Origin of the sequence: Pseudomonas sp. PSPC2-3 (assembly GCF_049898265.1) — a bacterium.
Lineage (GTDB): Bacteria > Pseudomonadota > Gammaproteobacteria > Pseudomonadales > Pseudomonadaceae > Aquipseudomonas > Aquipseudomonas veronii.
The window spans coordinates 77965-94917 of sequence record NZ_JAFCXJ010000005.1; the positions used below are offsets into that span (position 1 = coordinate 77965).

Below are 16953 nucleotides of genomic sequence, written 5' to 3' on the forward strand. Positions count from 1 at the left end.
CCAGGTAGACAGTCATGAACCTGCGAGGTGAGCGGCAGGCGGATTTCGCCTACCAGGCGGTGTACCGCTACATGATCAACCTGATCAACGAAGTCAGCCTGGACATGCCCGTCAAACTGCCTTCTTTGCGGCAGTTGGCGACGCGCCTGAATGTGTCGATCTCGACGATTCAATACGCATACTCCCTGCTGGAAAAGGAAGGGCGGGTGTATTCGGTGGCCAAATCGGGTTATTTCGCCTGGCCCGTGGCAGCCAATCCGCTGATGGCGGCGGGCGCCGATCTATTGGAGCGCCTGTATGCGGCGGCGCGGCGGCCCGGAATGGTGGTACTCAGCGGCGATGAACCGGCGCTGCTGGGAGCGCTGGACGGCGCATTGCTGATGCTCGAACGCCAACTGGTGCGCCGCCACCCACGCCAGCTGCAACCCTGGTCGCAGCCTTGCGGCGTCTGGGAGCTGCGCGCCGCGTTGGCGGCGCGTTACACCTCATCGCCGACCCGCTGCTGGCAGGCCGATGACGTCTACATCGGTGCCGATCTGCGCGGTGTATTGGAAATACTCATTGATGTACTGGGTCTCAAGGGCGCCGCGGTATTGGTCGAGTCTCCCTGCGACTGGTTAATACTGCGCCTGCTGCAGGCTGCCGGCGTGCGCGTCATTGAGTTGCCCTGGCAGGTCGACGGTCGCCTGGACCTGGCGCGGCTCGAACACCTGTTGCGCCATGAACCCGTCCACTTGGTGCTGCTGTCGTCGGTGGTGGGCATGCCGTCGGGCAACGTCATGCTCAACTATGAGCGCTTGCGGGTGGCTCAGTTGCTCGAAGAATATGGCTGCTGGCTGCTGGCTGCTGGAGAATGACACCTTTGGCGAGTTGGGTTTTGCGCAGAACCACACGGCGCTGCGCAACCAGGTCAACCCCGAACGGCTGATCGTATTTTCGTCGTTCGAAAAAGTACTCGGCCCGGAAGCACCGTTCGGCTATGTACTGTCACGCCACCTGAGCAGTGAGCTGCAGCGCCAGTTCCTGCTGCGTTCGTTTCGCCTGTCGTCGATCCGCCAACGCGCAATTGCCCACCTGTATCAAAGCGGGCGGCTGGACCAGCACCTGCAGACGTTGCGCCAGCGCCTGCGTGAACAGGCCGACGCCATGAGCCAGCGCCTGGATCAGCGCCTGGCAGGGCGGGTGACTTACCGCATGCCGCTGGCCGGGGCGAGTTTCTGGCTGCACGCGTCGGTGCCGGTGGACATGCGCCAGGTGTTCCAGCGCCTGCTGGCGCAACAGGTGGTGATTGCCCCGGGGGAATTGTTCAGCCTCAGTGGCTTGCATCATCAGCAACTACGGCTGAGCCATGCGTTCAACGGGCACCCGAACCTGGACGCGGCATTGGATGCGCTGGCGCAGGCCTTGTTGCAGGCGCAGAGCGCCTAGCGTGTGAAAAATCTCTTGCTGGCGTGGGATCTATAACATCGCGCGGCAGTCCAACTCTCAGTAAACTGTCATTTTTTCCGAATCCTTCTTTCCGAGGTTTATGCATGACAATCAGTCCTTTTGCGGGCAAACCGGCGCCAGCCCAGTTGCTGGTAGATATCCCGCGACTGGTTACGGCCTATTACACCGGTCAGCCTGATGCAGCGATCTCCACCCAGCGCGTCGCGTTCGGGACTTCCGGGCACCGGGGCAGCTCGTTCGAACTGAGCTTCAACGAATGGCATGTGCTCGCCATCAGCCAGGCCATCTGCCTGTACCGCGAAGCCCAAGGTATCGACGGGCCGTTGTTCGTCGGCCTCGACACCCATGCATTGTCGACGCCTGCGGGGGCCAGCGCGCTGGAAGTACTGGCGGCCAACGGTGTGCATGTGATGCTCGCCGAGGGCGATGAATACACGCCGACCCCGGCCATTTCCCACGCCATCATCTGCTATAACCGCGGTCGCACCAGCGGCCTGGCCGACGGCATTGTCATCACGCCGTCCCACAACCCGCCGCAAAGCGGCGGCTACAAGTACAACCCGCCCAACGGCGGTCCGGCCGATACCCACGTCACCAAATGGATCGAGGCCAAGGCCAACGAGCTGCTGGCCAATCGGCTGGCCGGGGTCAAACGCATCACCCACGCCCAGGCGCTTAAAGCCGACACCACCCATCGCCATGACTACCTCAACAGCTACGTGGCCGACCTGATCAATGTGATCGACATGGACGCCATTCGCAGCGCCGACCTGCGTTTGGGCGTCGATCCGCTGGGCGGCGCCGGGGTGCGCTACTGGTCGGCGATTGCCGAGCACTACCGCTTGAACCTGGACGTGGTCAACACCGAAGTCGATCCGACCTTCCGCTTCATGAGCGTCGACTGGGATGGCCAGATCCGCATGGACCCGTCGTCCAGCTACGCCATGCAGGGCTTGATCGGACTCAAGGAGCGTTTCGACGTGGCCTTCGCCTGCGACCCGGACCACGATCGCCACGGCATCGTCACCCCGTCCGGCGGCCTGTTGGCGCCGAACAATTACCTGGCCGTGTCCATCGACTACCTGTTCCAGAACCGTCCCGGCTGGCGCGCCGATGCGGCCGTGGGCAAGACCGTGGTCAGCAGCGGCTTGATCGATCGCGTCGCGGCGCGCATCGGACGGCGCCTGTACGAAGTGCCGGTCGGCTTCAAGTGGTTTGCCGACGGTCTGTTCGACGGTTCGCTGGGTTTTGGCGGTGAGGAAAGCGCCGGCGCTTCGTTCCTGCGCAAGGACGGCACCGTGTGGAGCACCGACAAGGACGGTTTGATCCCGGCGCTGCTCGCGGCAGAAATGACCTCGCGCAAAGGCCAGGACCCCAGCCAGATCTACCGTGGCCTGACCGACGCTCTGGGCGAACCGTTCGCGATTCGCGTCGACGCCAAGGCCACCCCGGCGCAGAAGGCGTTGCTGGGCAAACTGTCGCCGGAGCAGGTGACGTCCACCGAATTGGCCGGGGAGCGCATCCAGCAGATCCTCAGCCATGCGCCGGGCAACAACCAGGCGATCGGCGGTTTGAAAGTCATGACCGAAAACGGCTGGTTCGCCGCACGGCCATCGGGCACCGAGGACATCTACAAGATCTACGCCGAGAGCTTCATCGGTGAAGATCACCTCAAGCAACTGGTGCAAGAGGCGCAGGTACTGGTTGACGGTGCAATCAGCGCTGGCTGACACGCCTCAGTCAATATAGGCGCGGGTCAGCCTGCGCCTACATTTCGCCTCGAGATCAGGCCAGGTCGACCAGCACGATCTCGCTGTCTTCTATCGCGGTCACGCGCAACAGCTGTTCATCTTCCACCGCGACACCGTCTCGCGCGTGCGCGCGCAAGCCATTGATCTCAATCACCCCCGTCGCCGGCACCAGGTAGGCGCGACGCCCGCTGTCCAGGCGGTATTCGGCAGTTTCCCCGGCTTTCAGGTTGGCCGCCACCAGGCGCGCATCCGCACGAATGCGCAGGCTCTCGCTGTCACCGGCCTTGCCGCTGGCCAGGGTCACAAACCCTTCGCGGTCACCTTTCGGAAACGGCTTGGCGCCCCATGACGGCGGCAGGCCGGCTTCGTTGGGGATGATCCAGATCTGGAAAATCTTGGTGGGGGTGGCTTCCAGGTTGTATTCGCTGTGGGCAATCCCGGTGCCGGCGCTCATGACCTGCACGTCACCCGCCTCGGTGCGGCCCTTGTTGCCGAGGTTGTCGGCATGGCTGATGGCACCTTCGCGCACATAGGTGATGATTTCCATGTCGCGATGCGGGTGCTGGGGAAACCCGGTGCCGGGCGCGATGATGTCGTCGTTCCAGACCCGCAGGTTGCCCCAGTGCATGCGCTGGGGATCGTGGTACTCAGCGAATGAAAAGTGATGATGGGCGTCAAGCCAGCCATGATGGGCGCCGCCCAGGGCGGTGAAAGGTCGTAATTCGAGCATGATCGTCTCCAGTTGATGGGGTCATCATCCAACAGTGCATGATCGATAAAAAGCGTAAAAAATGCCTTATTCCTATCGATCAATTGGATTGGTTTCGGATGTTTTGACTTTCACTTCATCGCCTAACTGCATGACGGCAAAGCAATTGGCTGGAACTGCGCGGCGATTCCGGCGACCATGGCGCACTCGTCAACACCCAGCTCATCGCAGGAGTCCGCGTGCCGCAACAAAAGCCTGATCTGCCCCCTGAATTGCGCCCCCTGGCCGAAATGCCATGGTTGAAACGGCTCGCCGCCCGCTTGTTCGGGCATGGATTGACCCGCTTGCGCGCACAACACCGGTTTTCCTGGCTGCATGGGCAGGCCGACGGTTTTCGCAGTGGGCACGAGGCGGGTGTGGAGTACGGCTATCGCGAGGGCAAGGCCGACGGCATCGAAGAAGGCCGGCAGGTCCTGCTGATTCGCGACTTCCGCCCGGAAGAACACCGTGCGCCGGGGGTGGATGACAACCTGTTCGATGATTGGCGGCTGCCCCTCACGGCCGATCTGAAAAAACGCATCAAGGCCGATGTGGCACGCTTGCTGCCGGCTCACGCGCAGCCCAGCGCCGCCCAATGGAAGATGATCTTCAGCGACACGCCGTCCACCTCGGTGATCGCCGGTGCCGGTGCGGGCAAATCCACCTCGCTGGTGTTGCGTATCCTGCTGCTCACCCATTACCTGGGTTTCGAGCTGAGCTCGATGACCGTGGTGACGTTCACCCGTGAGTCGCGCAAGGACTTCATCAACAAGCTCATGGAAGTGCTCAGCTTATGGGGGCAACCTCTTGATATCAAAGAAGCCCAGGCCGTGGTGCGGACCTTTCACTCGCGCATCCTGCCGATGGTGCGCAGCCTGCCGGGCTTCGAGCGGCTGCAGGCGTTCGAGAACCTCAGTGCGGGCTTCGAGGACGCAGACAGCAACCCGTTCGACCTGCGCCTCAACGAGGCGCAACGCCAGCAGATGAACGCCTGCTACCACCGGCTGTACGGCCAGCACACGCGCTTTCGCGAACTGATTGCACCGCTGGCGCGCCATGGTTTGCAGCTCAAGGAGCTGGAGCGTGATCACCCGGACGTGCAGAAGCGCATGGCCGTGACAGAACTGGCCGCCAAGCGCGATGAAGAGCTGTGTGACGTGATTGAAGACCTGTGGTTTCGCGCGGGCGCCTGGCCGATCAAAGGGATCGAGCCGAGTCGCCAGACCGTGGAGATCAATGGCGCGCAATTCCATTGCCATGGCTATATTCCCGAGCTGGATGCCTGGGTCGTGCTGGGCTTCGATTCGCGGGAAAACGCCCAGCTCAGCCGCCCCAATGCCAAGCTGTCGGTGCGTGCGGAATGGGCGGTAAAGCGCACCCTGTTTCAAGCATTCTGCCGTAAACCTTTGATATGGATCGATAGTTACGAGTCGTCCAAGCGTCTTTTAAGCAGCCTGGCCGGTGACGCCAGTGCGGGGCCGGGGTTCGATTACAAGGTCAAAGGCGAGCTGGCGTCGGCGCCGTTGCTGGACTGTTTTGTCATGGCCGCAGGTTTCATCGAGAACCTCGGTCTGGACGTGCCCAGTGCCGTGGGCCAGATGAGTTTCGCCAAAGACGATCCGGACCGCGGCTTCTTCGAGGCCTTGAGCATTTTCTGGAAAGCCCTGGAAGACCATCTGCTCGACCAGTCGCCGCCGATCATGACCTACAACCGCATGTTCTCGCTGTTTGGCGAAAACACCCCGGAAAACCTCAAGTTGCTCAGCGACCCCCTGTTGCGGCCGCTGTCACACCTGATGATCGACGAGTTCCAGGACGTCTCGCCGCAGATCGTCTCCTGGCTGCGCGCCAGCCTGCGTGAAATCCGCAGCCGTGGGCCAGCCATGCATGTAGGACGCGGCGCCCAGCATTCGTCACTGCTGTGCGTAGGGGATGACTGGCAGTCGATCTATGGCTGGCGCGGCAGTTCGCCGAAGTACTTCATGCAGTTCAACCAGGAATTCCCGGCACCGAGTACCACCCGCGTCATGCTCGGCGAGAACTATCGCAGCCATCAGCACATCATCGATGCCGCCGAACACATTGTGCGCGCCGCGCCGGCGATCCCCGGCAAGAAGGCCAAGGCCAGCGGCATACCCAAGGCGTTGGTGCCCGTTACGGTATTGGAACGCGACGATGCGGCCTTGGGCCGGCGCCTGCAGGAGCACTATCAGAAGGGCGATTCGGTGTTAATGCTGTATCGAAAAAGTAGCGATAAGTTATTGATTAATGAGCATATTCAATCTGTAGTTAATGTGGATTCTAGCTTGCCGCCCGCGGCGCGCAGGCTCAAGCAATTGACCTATCACAGCGCCAAAGGCCTGCAGGCGGATGCGGTGTTCCTGCTTGGGGATTGCCAGCATGTCACCCGTTCGCCGTACAAGAACCAGGTGTACCGCATGGCGGGCCTGGGCAAGGCCGGCGACGCCGAACCCTACGACAACGCGCAAAAAGACGAAGTGCTGCGCCTGGCGTATGTCGGCATTACCCGCGCGGTCAGCCATTGCTACTGGTATGTGGAAAAACCCGAAGGCCAGGCCGTGAATGTGCCGAAGGCCTCGGAGCGGGTCGACGCCAGGAAAGCGTTCTTTGACGATCAGCGCTAAGCACTGCCTGGCACAGGCCCTATGTAGGGGCTTGCCCGCAATAGCGGTGCATCAGTCGATAGACCGCTCGACTGGCGCACCGCTGGTCGTGTTCAAGCCCTTAACAAATGTGGCGGCACAAAACACTCCAGCTCCGCTTCCACCGCTTCGATGATGCGCTCTACATCGGTAGCATTCATCACGGTGGCGCAGGGGATGCCAGCGATGGCGATCAGCGTCTCGCCGCTGGCGCGGTCGAACAGACGCGCGACCATACTGCCGGGAGCGTCCATGCTCCCTTCGAAGCCCATGGGATGGAAATGCCAGCGCATCAGCTGGCAGGCGTTGGGGAATGTCACTTTGTTCATGTTGCCCACCTTGTTCATTGAGCGCTTCCTTTAGCTCGCGGCAGGGGGCCATGACCGTCACTGGTCACAGCGAGTGAGAGTGTAAAAATAGCATTCGTTCATAAATGCAAGGGCAGTTTTTTCTCCCCGTTCGGCGGTTCTTTTCCTATAGCTTGACGTGTGTCATGTCTTGCTAAAGGCTGGGCAAAAGGCCATTAGTCAGAAGTTGCCGTCGGCCATTGATGGCAGCGCTGAAATTCGGCAACCTCCACCTTTTACCCGTCGTAGAGCCATGCATGCCCCACACCGCCGCGGACGATGATTGCCAGCACACCCACGCCACGCGCGAGCTAGTGACGCGCCACCACCTGTGCTGGCGTCATCGCGACCTGGATGGCGTGATGTCTTACTACCATCCGCACATCCAGTACCACGACTTCTTCCAGAACCGCGTCGTCGGCTACGCCGAACTGCGCGAGTACCTGCAAGCCAGCATTCCGCGCGGGCCCGACGAGGCCATCGAGCACATGGACCGCATTCGCGCCGATGGCGACACCGCGTTCATCCAGTACCGCATCACCCTGCGCGGCGGGCAGGGCCTGGTGTCGTTCCGTACCAGTGAGGCCATCACCGTGCGCGACGGGCTGATCTGGCGGGTCAACGAATATGCGTCACTGGTGCATGAGCACAGCCCCCAAACCACGCGCCCGAGCGTCAGCCGCCTGGGCCTGTCGCCCCAGCAACTAGGGCATATGGCCAACGACCTGCAGCACTACTTCCAGCAGCAACAACCCTACCTGGACCCGGAGTTGGACCTGCAACGGGTTGCCAAGGAGTGCGGTTACAGTCGCAATCAGATTTCCTACTTGCTCAATCAAGTCCTCGGGCAAACCTTCTATCGCTATGTCAATCAGGCTCGGCTCGTGCATTTGCTGGCTGCGCTGGATAAAGCCAGGCCGCCCATACGCGTGGACGACTTGGCCTATGCGGCGGGGTTCAATTCGTTATCGGCGTTTTATAGCGCTTTTCGCCAGCACACCGGCCTGACGCCGAAGGCTTACATTAAAGGGCGCTTTGAGGGCGAGTCGGCTAGATCAACTGGCAATAAAAAAGATGTGGGTTAAACCTGTCATGTTCGACAGGTTTTTCATTCGCGGATTCGTAGTGTAATGCCCAGGCATCTTTTCTTTCAGTTGGAGTGTCGCTATGTCTAAGCACAATAAATCCGCGCACCCGAACGGTCCAGAGAGTGAAGGCCGCATGGACGGAATCATTAACATCGACGGAACGGGTCACACCTTTCAAGCGGACCGTGTGTATATGGATGAGCAAGACGGTGCGCTGAGATTTTTCGGTGCCCGAACCGTTGACGAGAACCCGGATAAATTCGAAGCGGTTCAAGTGCAACTCACACCGCCCACCATTTCGACGGGTACATACCACGTGGGCGGGGAGAGTGTTAAAGATGTTATTTACGTCGACCATCAAACCGGTAACAGCTATACAGCTGACAAAGGCGAGGTGTCGCTCACCAGGAGCATCCCCCTTAAACAGTTATTCGGGGTAGTGAGTTGTGAGTTCAGTGTTGGCGGTCGAACGACTATCGTAAACGTCCAGTACTCCTTCAAGGGGTAGAATAAATAGTCGGCCCCGCAGCCTCTGCCCGCGTCGGTTAGCGCCAATCATTCGGCGTTGACGGGGCAGCAGGTCGCGCCAACATTTCCCTGCGTGCACGCACGCAAGACAGCCCCTGACATCCCACTCTAGGATCCAGCCTATCGAAACGAGGTAGGGGAACCTGGCATGTCGGCATGGCGCACTATCAGTTTATGGATGGACCAGTTGGACGACCCGCTGCTGGCGCGGCCGTCTCTGGAGCACGACCTGGACGTCAACGTGGCCATCATCGGCGCCGGTTACACCGGTCTGTGGACCGCGTATTACCTCAAGCGCCAGGCGCCCGAGCTGAACATTGCCATCATCGAGGCGCAAACCGCCGGTTTCGGCGCGTCCGGGCGCAATGGCGGCTGGTTGATGGGCAACCTGTTGGGGGAAGACCGTTTACTCGCCGGCCTCACGCCCGAGCAGCGGCGTGCTTCGTTTGACCTGCTGCACGGCATTCCCGACGAAGTGGCGCAGGTGCTGGCCCGCGAAGGCATCGACTGCGACTACCGCAAGGGCGGCGCCCTGTACTGCGCCGCGCGTTACCCCGAGCAGGAAAGCAGCCTGCGCCTTTATCTGGACAAGCTCTACGCCCAAGGCCTCACCGAGGCCGACTACCGCTGGCTGAACCCGCAACAACTGGCTGAGCAACTGCGAATCGCCAAGCCCTTTGGCGCGGTTTATGCGCCCCATGTGGCGACGATCAACCCAGCCAAGTTGGTCCGCGGCCTGGCGCGGGTGGTGGAACGCATGGGCGTCAAGATCTACGAAAACTCGCCCGTTACCCATTGGCAGTCCGGCCGCCTGCGCACTGCAAAAGCCGGCGTGCGTGCCGCCTGGGTGGTGCCGGCCGTGGAGGGCTACGCGACCACCTTGGCGCCGTTGGGTCGCTACCAACTGCCGGTGCAAAGCCTGATCGTCGCCACCGAGCCATTACCCGCCAGCACCTGGGACGAAATCGGCCTGAGGCATGGCCAGGCCTTCGGCGAAAGCAGCCGCCAGGTCACCTATGGCCAGCGCTCGGCCGACAACCGTCTGGTGTTCGGTGCCCGTGGCGGTTATCAGTTTGCTGGCAAATTGCGCCACGACTTCGATTTGACCGACAGCGAAGTGGCGCTGCGTCGCTACCTGTTCGGCGAGCTGTTCCCACAGTTGAAAAACGTGCGGATTACCCACTCCTGGGGCGGCAACCTCGGCATGTCGCGCCAGTTCCGACCACACATGCTCTGCCATCACGCCACCGGCATCGCGCTGTCCGGCGGCTACGGCGGGGAGGGCGTCGGTGCCACCAACCTGGGCGGCCGCACCCTGGCCGACCTGATCCTGGGCCAGGAGACGCCGTTGACCCATCAACCCTGGGTGATCCGCGAGCGTGGCCTGGAGGCGCTCAAGGCCTGGGAGCCGGAGCCGTGCCGCTGGCTGGGCTACAACGCGATCATTCGCAGTTTTGTCCATGAGGACCAGGTATTGGCCAACCCCAATACCGCGCCCTGGCGCCGCAAGTTGGCGATCGGCGTGGCCGGGTTCATGGAAAGTTTCATGCACTGAGCCGTTCCACTCACACAGGTAGCCCCATGAGCATCACTCAATTCAAAGACGCGCTGAATGCCCACCTGCCGGATTCGTCACCGGTCGCCGTGCCCCTGGGCGAGCCGATCGCCGTGGCGTCGACCTTGAGCGTCGAGCGCAGCGACGGCGTCGAAACCGGTATCTGGGCCTGTACCCCCGGCCGCTGGCGCCGGCAGATCAAAGCCCAGGAGTTTTGCCACTTTATCCAGGGCCGCTGCACTTTCACCCCTGACGACGGTGAAATCGTCCACCTACAAGCTGGCGATGCACTGATGTTGCCGGCCAACAGCAGCGGAACCTGGGATATCCAGGAAACCGTGCGCAAGACCTATGTATTGATCCTGTAACGCTTTGATCCTTGATCGCCTGCCATAAAAACAGCCCTAAAACCGCCAGGAAATCGAACCATGAAAGCCATTGCCCTGTTGCCCTTGATGTTGGTGGCCGCTATCAGTCAGGCCGCCGAGACGGTGAAGATCTACAACTGGTCGAGCTACATTGCGCCGGACACCACGAAGAACTTCCAGAAACAAACCGGCATCGGTTTCAGCTATGACGTGTACGACAGCAACGAAACCCTCGATGGCAAGTTGATGACCGGTAACTCCGGCTATGACGTGGTGTTCCCCTCCAACCACTTCATGGCGCGGCAGATCCAGGGCGGCGCCCTGAAGAAGCTCGACAAGAGCCAATTGCCCAACTGGAAGAACCTCAACCCGGTGCTGCTCAAGGCCCTGGAAAACAACGACCCGGGCAACGCCCACGGCTTCCCGTACCTGTGGGGCAGCACCGGCATCGGCTACAACGTCGACAAGGTCAAGGCAGTGCTGGGCGATAACGCGCCTGTGAATTCCTGGGACCTGATCTTCAAGCCCGAATACATGCAAAAGCTCAGCAAATGCGGGGTGGCCATCCTCGACAATGGCCCGGAATTGTTGCCGATCGCTCTGAATTACCTGGGGCTGCCACCCCACAGCAAGAAGCCTGAGGACTACAAGAAAGCCGAGGCGCTGCTGATGAAAGTTCGCCCCTACGTGGCGTACTTCCACTCCTCGAAATACACCGGCGACCTGGCCAATGGCGACATCTGCGTGGCCGTCGGTTTCTCCGGCGACGTGCTGCAAGCCGAAAGCCGCGCCAAGGAAGCCAAGAATGGCGTGAACATCGGCTATCAGATCCCCAAGGAAGGCGCCGCGATCTGGTTCGACATGGTGGCCATGCCCGCCGACGCCCCGGATGAAAAGGCCGGGTATGCCTTCATGAACTACTTGCTGGAGCCCCAAGTGATGGCCGACATCACCAACTCCGTTCATTACGCCAACGGCAACAGTGCGGCGGACAGCCTGGTGGACCCGGCAATCAAGGCCGATACCAAGATCTACCCAAGCGCGGAAATGATGGGCAAGCTGTTCGCGCTGGAAGCGATGCCGCTGAATATCGACCGGGTTCGCACGCGGGTGTGGAACACCATTCGTACCGGGCGCTGAAGAACTGATGTGGGAGAGGGCTAGCCCCCTCCCACATTTGGATTTCAGGGGTTTTCCAGGTCATGCCCCAACGACTGGATAAACAACGAGAACAGCTCCGGCTGCGAAGAAATATCCAGCTTGGCGTACAGATGCCGGCGATGCACTTTGACCGTGTCCGGCGAGATATTCAGGCGCTCGGCCATGGCCTTGGAGGAGAACCCGCGCAGTACCAGGCGGGCGACTTCCAGTTCGCGGTCCGAGAGCACGCCGCAGCCGAAATGGCTCAGCGCATCGCGAATCTGGCTGGCCATCGCCTGCGCTGCCGGTACACGCTGGGTGCTTTGCTGCCAATGCTGCTGCATCAACGGCAGCACCCACGCCGCCAAGGTGGTCAGCAGCCCGGTTTCTTCAGCACTGAAGCGCCGCTGCATGCCCAGTGACAGCGACAACGTGCCCGCGCCAGGTAGTTGCAGGATGAATTGCACCTCGTCTTCCAGCACGTTGTCGTGGAAGTAATTGAGGAAGTATTCGCTCTGGCGGAAATGGTCCGGCGCCACTTCCTCCAGGCGGTACACGCCGCTGGCATACCCTTCGCGACAGGCCTGGAAAAACGGGTCGAGCACGTACAGGCCGTTGAGGTACACCAGCATCGACGCCGGTTTGCTGCTGGGCTGGGCGTCGTATTCCTCCAGGGCCTGGGGCAGGCCGTCGAGCGGGTAGAAAATCGCCAGGGCGTTATCGAACGGCAGGCATTGGTGCAACAACAGCACCAGCTGTTTCCAGAATCGCTCGCTGCCGATCTGTGACAGGGTGCGCCCCAGCCCCGCATGCATGCCGACTTCCCTGAACAGGCTCATGTCACAGGTTCCCCTCATCAAAAGATCGGCCAAGGGTTCGGCTTTTGCCGGGTGTCGTCAAGGGGAGTACGCCAATAGGGGAATTGGCTGACAACAGCTCTGGCTTTAACTTCGCGATCATTGAGTGGGAAACATATCCCACGACTTTCAGACTTTTCGTTTCTGCCTCACACAAAAAACAACGACAGAGGATAACGATATGAGTGCTTCCCCCGCGCCTGACGGCGTGCTCAAGCCCACCCTGAGCGTCTTCGATGTGGTGGCCATTACCGTTTCGGCGGTGACGCCCGCCAGTTCGGTGTTCGTGATCGCCCCGTTCGCCATTCAACAGGCCGGCAGCGGCGTGTTCCTGGCCTTTGTCATGGCCGCCTTGCTCGCGCTGATGTTCGCCTTTTGCTACGCCGAACTGGGCCGCGCCCACAACAGCGCTGGCGGTGAATATGTGTATGCCAAGCGGGTATTCGGCGGCATGGCGGGCTATGCGACGTTCCTGACGGTACTGGTGATGTTGCTGTTTATCCCACCGGTACTGGCCACGGGCGCGGCGACCTACTTGAATAACGCCCTGGGCACCCGGTTCGATGCCCAGACCGTTGCGCTGGTCATTGTGGTGTGCAGTTACGCCCTGGGCATCCTCAATATCAAGCTCAATGCCTGGATCACCGGCACTTGCCTGCTGCTGGAAGTGGCGGCCTTGCTGGTGATCGTGTTCCTCGGCTTCGGCCATCCGGTGCAGCCGGTCAGCGTGCTGTTTCAGCCGCAGATCGTCGAAAACGGCATGTTGCACCTGGCGCCCTGGGCCCTGGTGATCGGCGCGGTCGGCATCGGCCTGTTCTCCTTCAATGGCTACGGGCCGGCGGTGCTGCTGGCCGAAGACATGAAATGCGGCGGCAAGGGCGTACACAAAGCGGTGTTGTGGTCCCTGGGGCTGGTGGTGGTGATCGAACTGGTGCCGATCACGGCGCTGCTGATCGGCGCGCCGTCGCTGAGTGCGATGATCAGCAGCCCCGACCCCATCGGCTACCTGCTGACCAGCCATGGCAACGAAACCTTGTCACGCCTGGTCAGTGCCGGGATCTTCCTCTCGGTGTTCAACGCCATCGTCGCCATTGTGATCCAGATCGGCCGCGTGGTATTCAGCAGCGGCCGCGACGCCCTGTGGACGCCGACCATCAACAAACTGTTCACGCGCATTCACCCGCGCTGGGATTCGCCCTGGCTGGCGACGCTGTTCCTGGCGATCCCTTCGGCGCTGCTGAGTTTCAGCTCCAACCTGGCGGACCTCACCTCGTTCAGTGTGCTGCTGATCATGCTGGTGTACCTGATCGTGGCCTTGAGTGCGCTGATGAGCCGGGTGCTGCTGCATGAGCGCGCACATCCGTATCGCATGCCCTTGTGGCCGCTGCCGGCATTGCTGGCGGTGCTGGGCGCCGGGTATCTGTTGATGACCTTGATCGCGGAGGCTTCGGTGCGCGACATCATGGTCATCATCGGCTTGCTGGCGCTGTCGGTGATTCTGTATTGCATCAGTGGCCGGTTGAGTCCGGCGTATCAGAAACTGTAAGGAGTGGTTATGCGCGCACGTCAATTGGGCATCACGTTGGGGCTGGGCACGCCCGGCGCGTTGAATGCCATCACCGATGTTCCCGGCGTCCGGGTCGGCCACAGCACGCTCAAGACCCGCGTCGACGGTAAACAGGTGTGTACCGGCGTCACAGTGGTCCAGCCGCGTGCCGGCGAGGCGCGGCAGCAGCCGTGCTTTGCCGGGTATCACGTGCTCAACGGCAATGGCGACGCCACGGGCCTGGAGTGGATCAGCGAAGCAGGGCTGTTGACCACGCCATTGGCGATCACCAACACCCACAGCCTCGGCATTGTGCGCGACACCCTGATTGCCCTGGAGCGCGAGCGTCTGGCGGACCCGGCCGTGTACTGGTGCATGCCGGTGGTGATGGAAACCTACGACGGCCTGCTGAACGATATCTGGGGCCAGCACGTCAAGCCTGCGCATGTGCGCGAGGCGCTGGACCACGCCGAAAGTGGTCCGGTACAGGAAGGTGCAGTGGGCGGCGGCACCGGGATGATCTGCCATGAATTCAAGGGCGGCATCGGCACCGCGTCGCGCCGGTTGCCGGCGGAGCAGGGCGGCTGGACGGTCGGCGTGCTGGTGCAGGCCAACCATGGCAAGCGCCAGGAACTGCGGGTTGACGGCTACCCGGTGGGCCGGCAGTTGATGACGATCCCATCGCCGTTCGCCGAGCGGGGCACGCCGGGCATGGGCTCGATTGTGGTGATCCTGGCCACCGACGCGCCGTTGCTGCCCCATCAATGCCGGCGCCTGGCGCAACGCGCGTCCATCGGCATTGCGCGCACCGGCGGCGGCACCGAGGACTCCAGCGGCGACCTGTTCCTGGCCTTCGCCACCGGCAATCAGGCGCTGCCCCCGGCGGACTATGGGCGCAAGGACCTGGCGTTCAGCAGCGCGGTGCAGATGGTCAATAACGATCATATGTCCCCGCTGTTCCTCGCCGCGGCGGAGGCGGTGGAGGAGGCGATCGTCAACGCCATGCTGGCCGGTGAGAGCATGACCACCGACGACGGGGTGCGGGTGCCGGGTCTGGACGGCGAAACCCTGTTGCAGGCATTGCGCGAGACGGGCTGGAACAGCTGCCGATAATCCGGTGTATTTATAAAGATGCTGGCTCTTTAATGCGGCGAATGACACCGTGACAATATATTGGATCCATCTAAACAAGTGCGCCGCTCAAGTTGAGCGGCTTTACCGCTATTTAATATTTAAATAACAGCGCGGTGCTTTTTGTCGGACAAAAGCAACTAACCCCCTACAAACATTGCACGCGACTTGCTTAAGTTGCCGACTTGTCGGTTTTCACTGCGTAAATAGATGTAGACGAAAGATTTCAAGTTGTGTCAGTTTCGTGACGCCTTCAAAAGAGGCGAGTGATAGGACGATCTCGCCAGCGGGGTTCCTATCGACCCAAGACTGATGCACTTGCACACAAGGAAGTACGTTTATGTCAAAAGTAAAAGACCAGGCTATTGTGTCTGCCGCGCAAGCCAGCACTGCGTATACGCAAATCGATAGTTTCAGCCATCTGTACGACCGTGGCGGCAACCTCACGATCAATGGCAAACCCTCCTACTCCGTTGACCAGGCCGCCACCCAGCTGCTGCGCGACGGCGCCGCGTACCGGGACGTCGACGGCAACGGCAAGATCGACCTGACCTACACCTTCCTGACCTCGGCCTCCTCGAGCACGCTGAACAAGCATGGCATCTCGGGCTTCAGCCAGTTCAACAGCCAGCAGAAAGCCCAGGCCGCACTGGCCATGCAGTCCTGGTCGGATGTCGCCAACGTTGCCTTCACCGAGAAGGCCAGCGGCGGCGATGGGCATATGACCTTCGGCAACTACAGCGGCGGCCAGGACGGCGCGGCGGCCTTCGCCTACCTGCCCGGCACCGGCGCGGGCTACGACGGCACCTCGTGGTACCTGACCAACAGCAGCTACACACCCAACAAGACCCCGGACCTGAACAACTACGGCCGGCAGACCCTGACCCACGAGATCGGTCATACCCTGGGCCTGGCTCACCCCGGCGACTACAACGCCGGGAACGGCAACCCGACCTACAACGACGCGACCTATGGACAGGACACGCGCGGCTACAGCCTCATGAGTTACTGGAGCGAGAGCAACACCAACCAGAACTTCAGCAAGGGCGGGGTCGAGGCCTATGCCTCCGGGCCGTTGATCGACGATATCGCGGCGATCCAGAAGCTTTACGGCGCGAACTACGCCACCCGCGCCGGCGACACCACCTACGGCTTCAACTCCAACACCGGGCGTGATTTCCTCAGCGCCACCGCCAACGCCGACAAGCTGGTGTTTTCGGTCTGGGACGGCGGTGGCAACGACACCCTGGATTTCTCCGGTTTTACCCAGAGCCAGAAGATCAACCTCAATGAGACCTCGTTCTCCGACGTTGGCGGCCTGGTGGGCAACGTGTCCATCGCCAAGGGCGTCACCGTGGAAAACGCCTTCGGCGGCGCGGGCAACGATCTGATCATCGGCAACACTGCCGCCAACCTGATCAAGGGCGGGGCCGGCAACGACCTCATCTACGGCGCTGGCGGTGCCGACCAACTGTGGGGCGGCGCCGGCAACGACACCTTTGTGTTCGGTGCCAGTTCCGATTCCAAGCCAGGTGCGGCGGACAAGATCTTTGACTTCACCAGCGGCGCCGACAAGATCGACCTGAGCGGCATCACCAAAGGTGCGGGCCTGAGCTTCGTCAACGCGTTCACCGGGCATGCCGGCGACGCAGTATTGAGCTATGCCTCGGGCACCCACCTGGGTACCTTGGCTGTGGACTTCTCCGGGCACGGCGTGGCGGATTTCCTCGTCACCACCGTGGGCCAGGCAGCGGTCAGCGACATCGTGGCCTGATGCACCGG

General features: G+C 61.4%; 13 protein-coding genes and 1 pseudogene. 11 read left to right on the top strand and 3 right to left on the bottom strand.

Translation table 11 applies throughout. From position 1 onward, the window contains the following. Window positions 1–14 precede the first annotated feature (14 nt). Both ACP7E3_RS13005 and pgm read left to right on the top strand, forming a co-directional pair. Window positions 15–1428: pseudogene (locus ACP7E3_RS13005) on the top strand (PLP-dependent aminotransferase family protein). Between the two features lie 104 nt (window positions 1429–1532). After that, the gene (gene pgm / locus ACP7E3_RS13010; protein ID WP_046484153.1) at window positions 1533–3179 is read left to right on the top strand and encodes a phosphoglucomutase (alpha-D-glucose-1,6-bisphosphate-dependent); all 1647 of its coding nucleotides are present in this window, start codon (window positions 1533–1535) and stop codon (window positions 3177–3179) included. Between the two features lie 55 nt (window positions 3180–3234). Here the strand turns inward: pgm and ACP7E3_RS13015 are convergent, their stop codons facing one another. Then, the gene (locus ACP7E3_RS13015; RefSeq protein ID WP_169881113.1) at window positions 3235–3930 is read right to left on the bottom strand and encodes a pirin family protein; all 696 of its coding nucleotides are present in this window, start codon (window positions 3928–3930) and stop codon (window positions 3235–3237) included. A 218-nt stretch (window positions 3931–4148) separates the two neighbouring features. On the opposite strand from ACP7E3_RS13015, the gene ACP7E3_RS13020 reads away from it, so the two are divergent. Then, complete coding sequence (locus tag ACP7E3_RS13020; RefSeq protein WP_426123287.1) at window positions 4149–6593, top strand: UvrD-helicase domain-containing protein; 2445 nt, start codon at window positions 4149–4151, stop codon at window positions 6591–6593. 92 nt (window positions 6594–6685) lie between these two features. Here the strand turns inward: ACP7E3_RS13020 and ACP7E3_RS13025 are convergent, their stop codons facing one another. Next, a complete protein-coding gene (locus ACP7E3_RS13025; RefSeq protein WP_017845703.1) occupies window positions 6686–6958 on the bottom strand; it encodes a DUF1652 domain-containing protein in 273 nt (90 codons plus the stop codon). 257 nt (window positions 6959–7215) lie between these two features. Here ACP7E3_RS13025 and ACP7E3_RS13030 point away from each other — a divergent pair, with 257 nt between their 5' ends. The 5 genes from ACP7E3_RS13030 to ACP7E3_RS13050 all read left to right on the top strand — a co-directional run bounded on the left by ACP7E3_RS13030 (window position 7216) and on the right by ACP7E3_RS13050 (window position 11637). Next, entirely contained in the window at window positions 7216–8043 is an 828-nt protein-coding gene (locus ACP7E3_RS13030) for a helix-turn-helix transcriptional regulator (RefSeq protein ID WP_169881111.1), read from the top strand. A gap of 82 nt (window positions 8044–8125) precedes the next feature. Continuing rightward, window positions 8126–8554: a hypothetical protein gene (locus ACP7E3_RS13035; protein WP_169864520.1), complete on the top strand. Its 429-nt coding sequence runs from the start codon at window positions 8126–8128 to the stop codon at window positions 8552–8554. Between the two features lie 168 nt (window positions 8555–8722). Then, the gene (locus ACP7E3_RS13040) at window positions 8723–10129 is read left to right on the top strand and encodes an NAD(P)/FAD-dependent oxidoreductase (protein WP_128191470.1); all 1407 of its coding nucleotides are present in this window, start codon (window positions 8723–8725) and stop codon (window positions 10127–10129) included. A 26-nt stretch (window positions 10130–10155) separates the two neighbouring features. After that, window positions 10156–10497, top strand: coding sequence for a cupin domain-containing protein (locus ACP7E3_RS13045; protein ID WP_046383344.1), 342 nt, complete (start codon window positions 10156–10158; stop codon window positions 10495–10497). Between the two features lie 60 nt (window positions 10498–10557). Then, window positions 10558–11637: a polyamine ABC transporter substrate-binding protein gene (locus ACP7E3_RS13050; protein ID WP_017845708.1), complete on the top strand. Its 1080-nt coding sequence runs from the start codon at window positions 10558–10560 to the stop codon at window positions 11635–11637. Window positions 11638–11681: 44 nt separating this feature from the next. On the opposite strand, the gene ACP7E3_RS13055 is transcribed toward ACP7E3_RS13050, so the two are convergent. Next, window positions 11682–12476 carry a helix-turn-helix transcriptional regulator gene (locus tag ACP7E3_RS13055; protein WP_017845709.1) on the bottom strand — a complete coding sequence of 265 codons (795 nt, stop codon included), beginning with the start codon at window positions 12474–12476 and terminating at the stop codon, window positions 11682–11684. Between the two features lie 199 nt (window positions 12477–12675). Here ACP7E3_RS13055 and ACP7E3_RS13060 point away from each other — a divergent pair, with 199 nt between their 5' ends. The 3 genes from ACP7E3_RS13060 to ACP7E3_RS13070 all read left to right on the top strand — a co-directional run bounded on the left by ACP7E3_RS13060 (window position 12676) and on the right by ACP7E3_RS13070 (window position 16945). Next, on the top strand, window positions 12676–14040 hold the full coding sequence (locus tag ACP7E3_RS13060; RefSeq protein WP_426123292.1) for an APC family permease: 1365 nt from the start codon (window positions 12676–12678) through the stop codon (window positions 14038–14040). 9 nt (window positions 14041–14049) lie between these two features. Then, window positions 14050–15153: a P1 family peptidase gene (locus ACP7E3_RS13065; RefSeq protein ID WP_126587203.1), complete on the top strand. Its 1104-nt coding sequence runs from the start codon at window positions 14050–14052 to the stop codon at window positions 15151–15153. A gap of 358 nt (window positions 15154–15511) precedes the next feature. Then, entirely contained in the window at window positions 15512–16945 is a 1434-nt protein-coding gene (locus ACP7E3_RS13070; protein WP_426123294.1) for a serralysin family metalloprotease, read from the top strand. Window positions 16946–16953 lie beyond the last annotated feature (8 nt).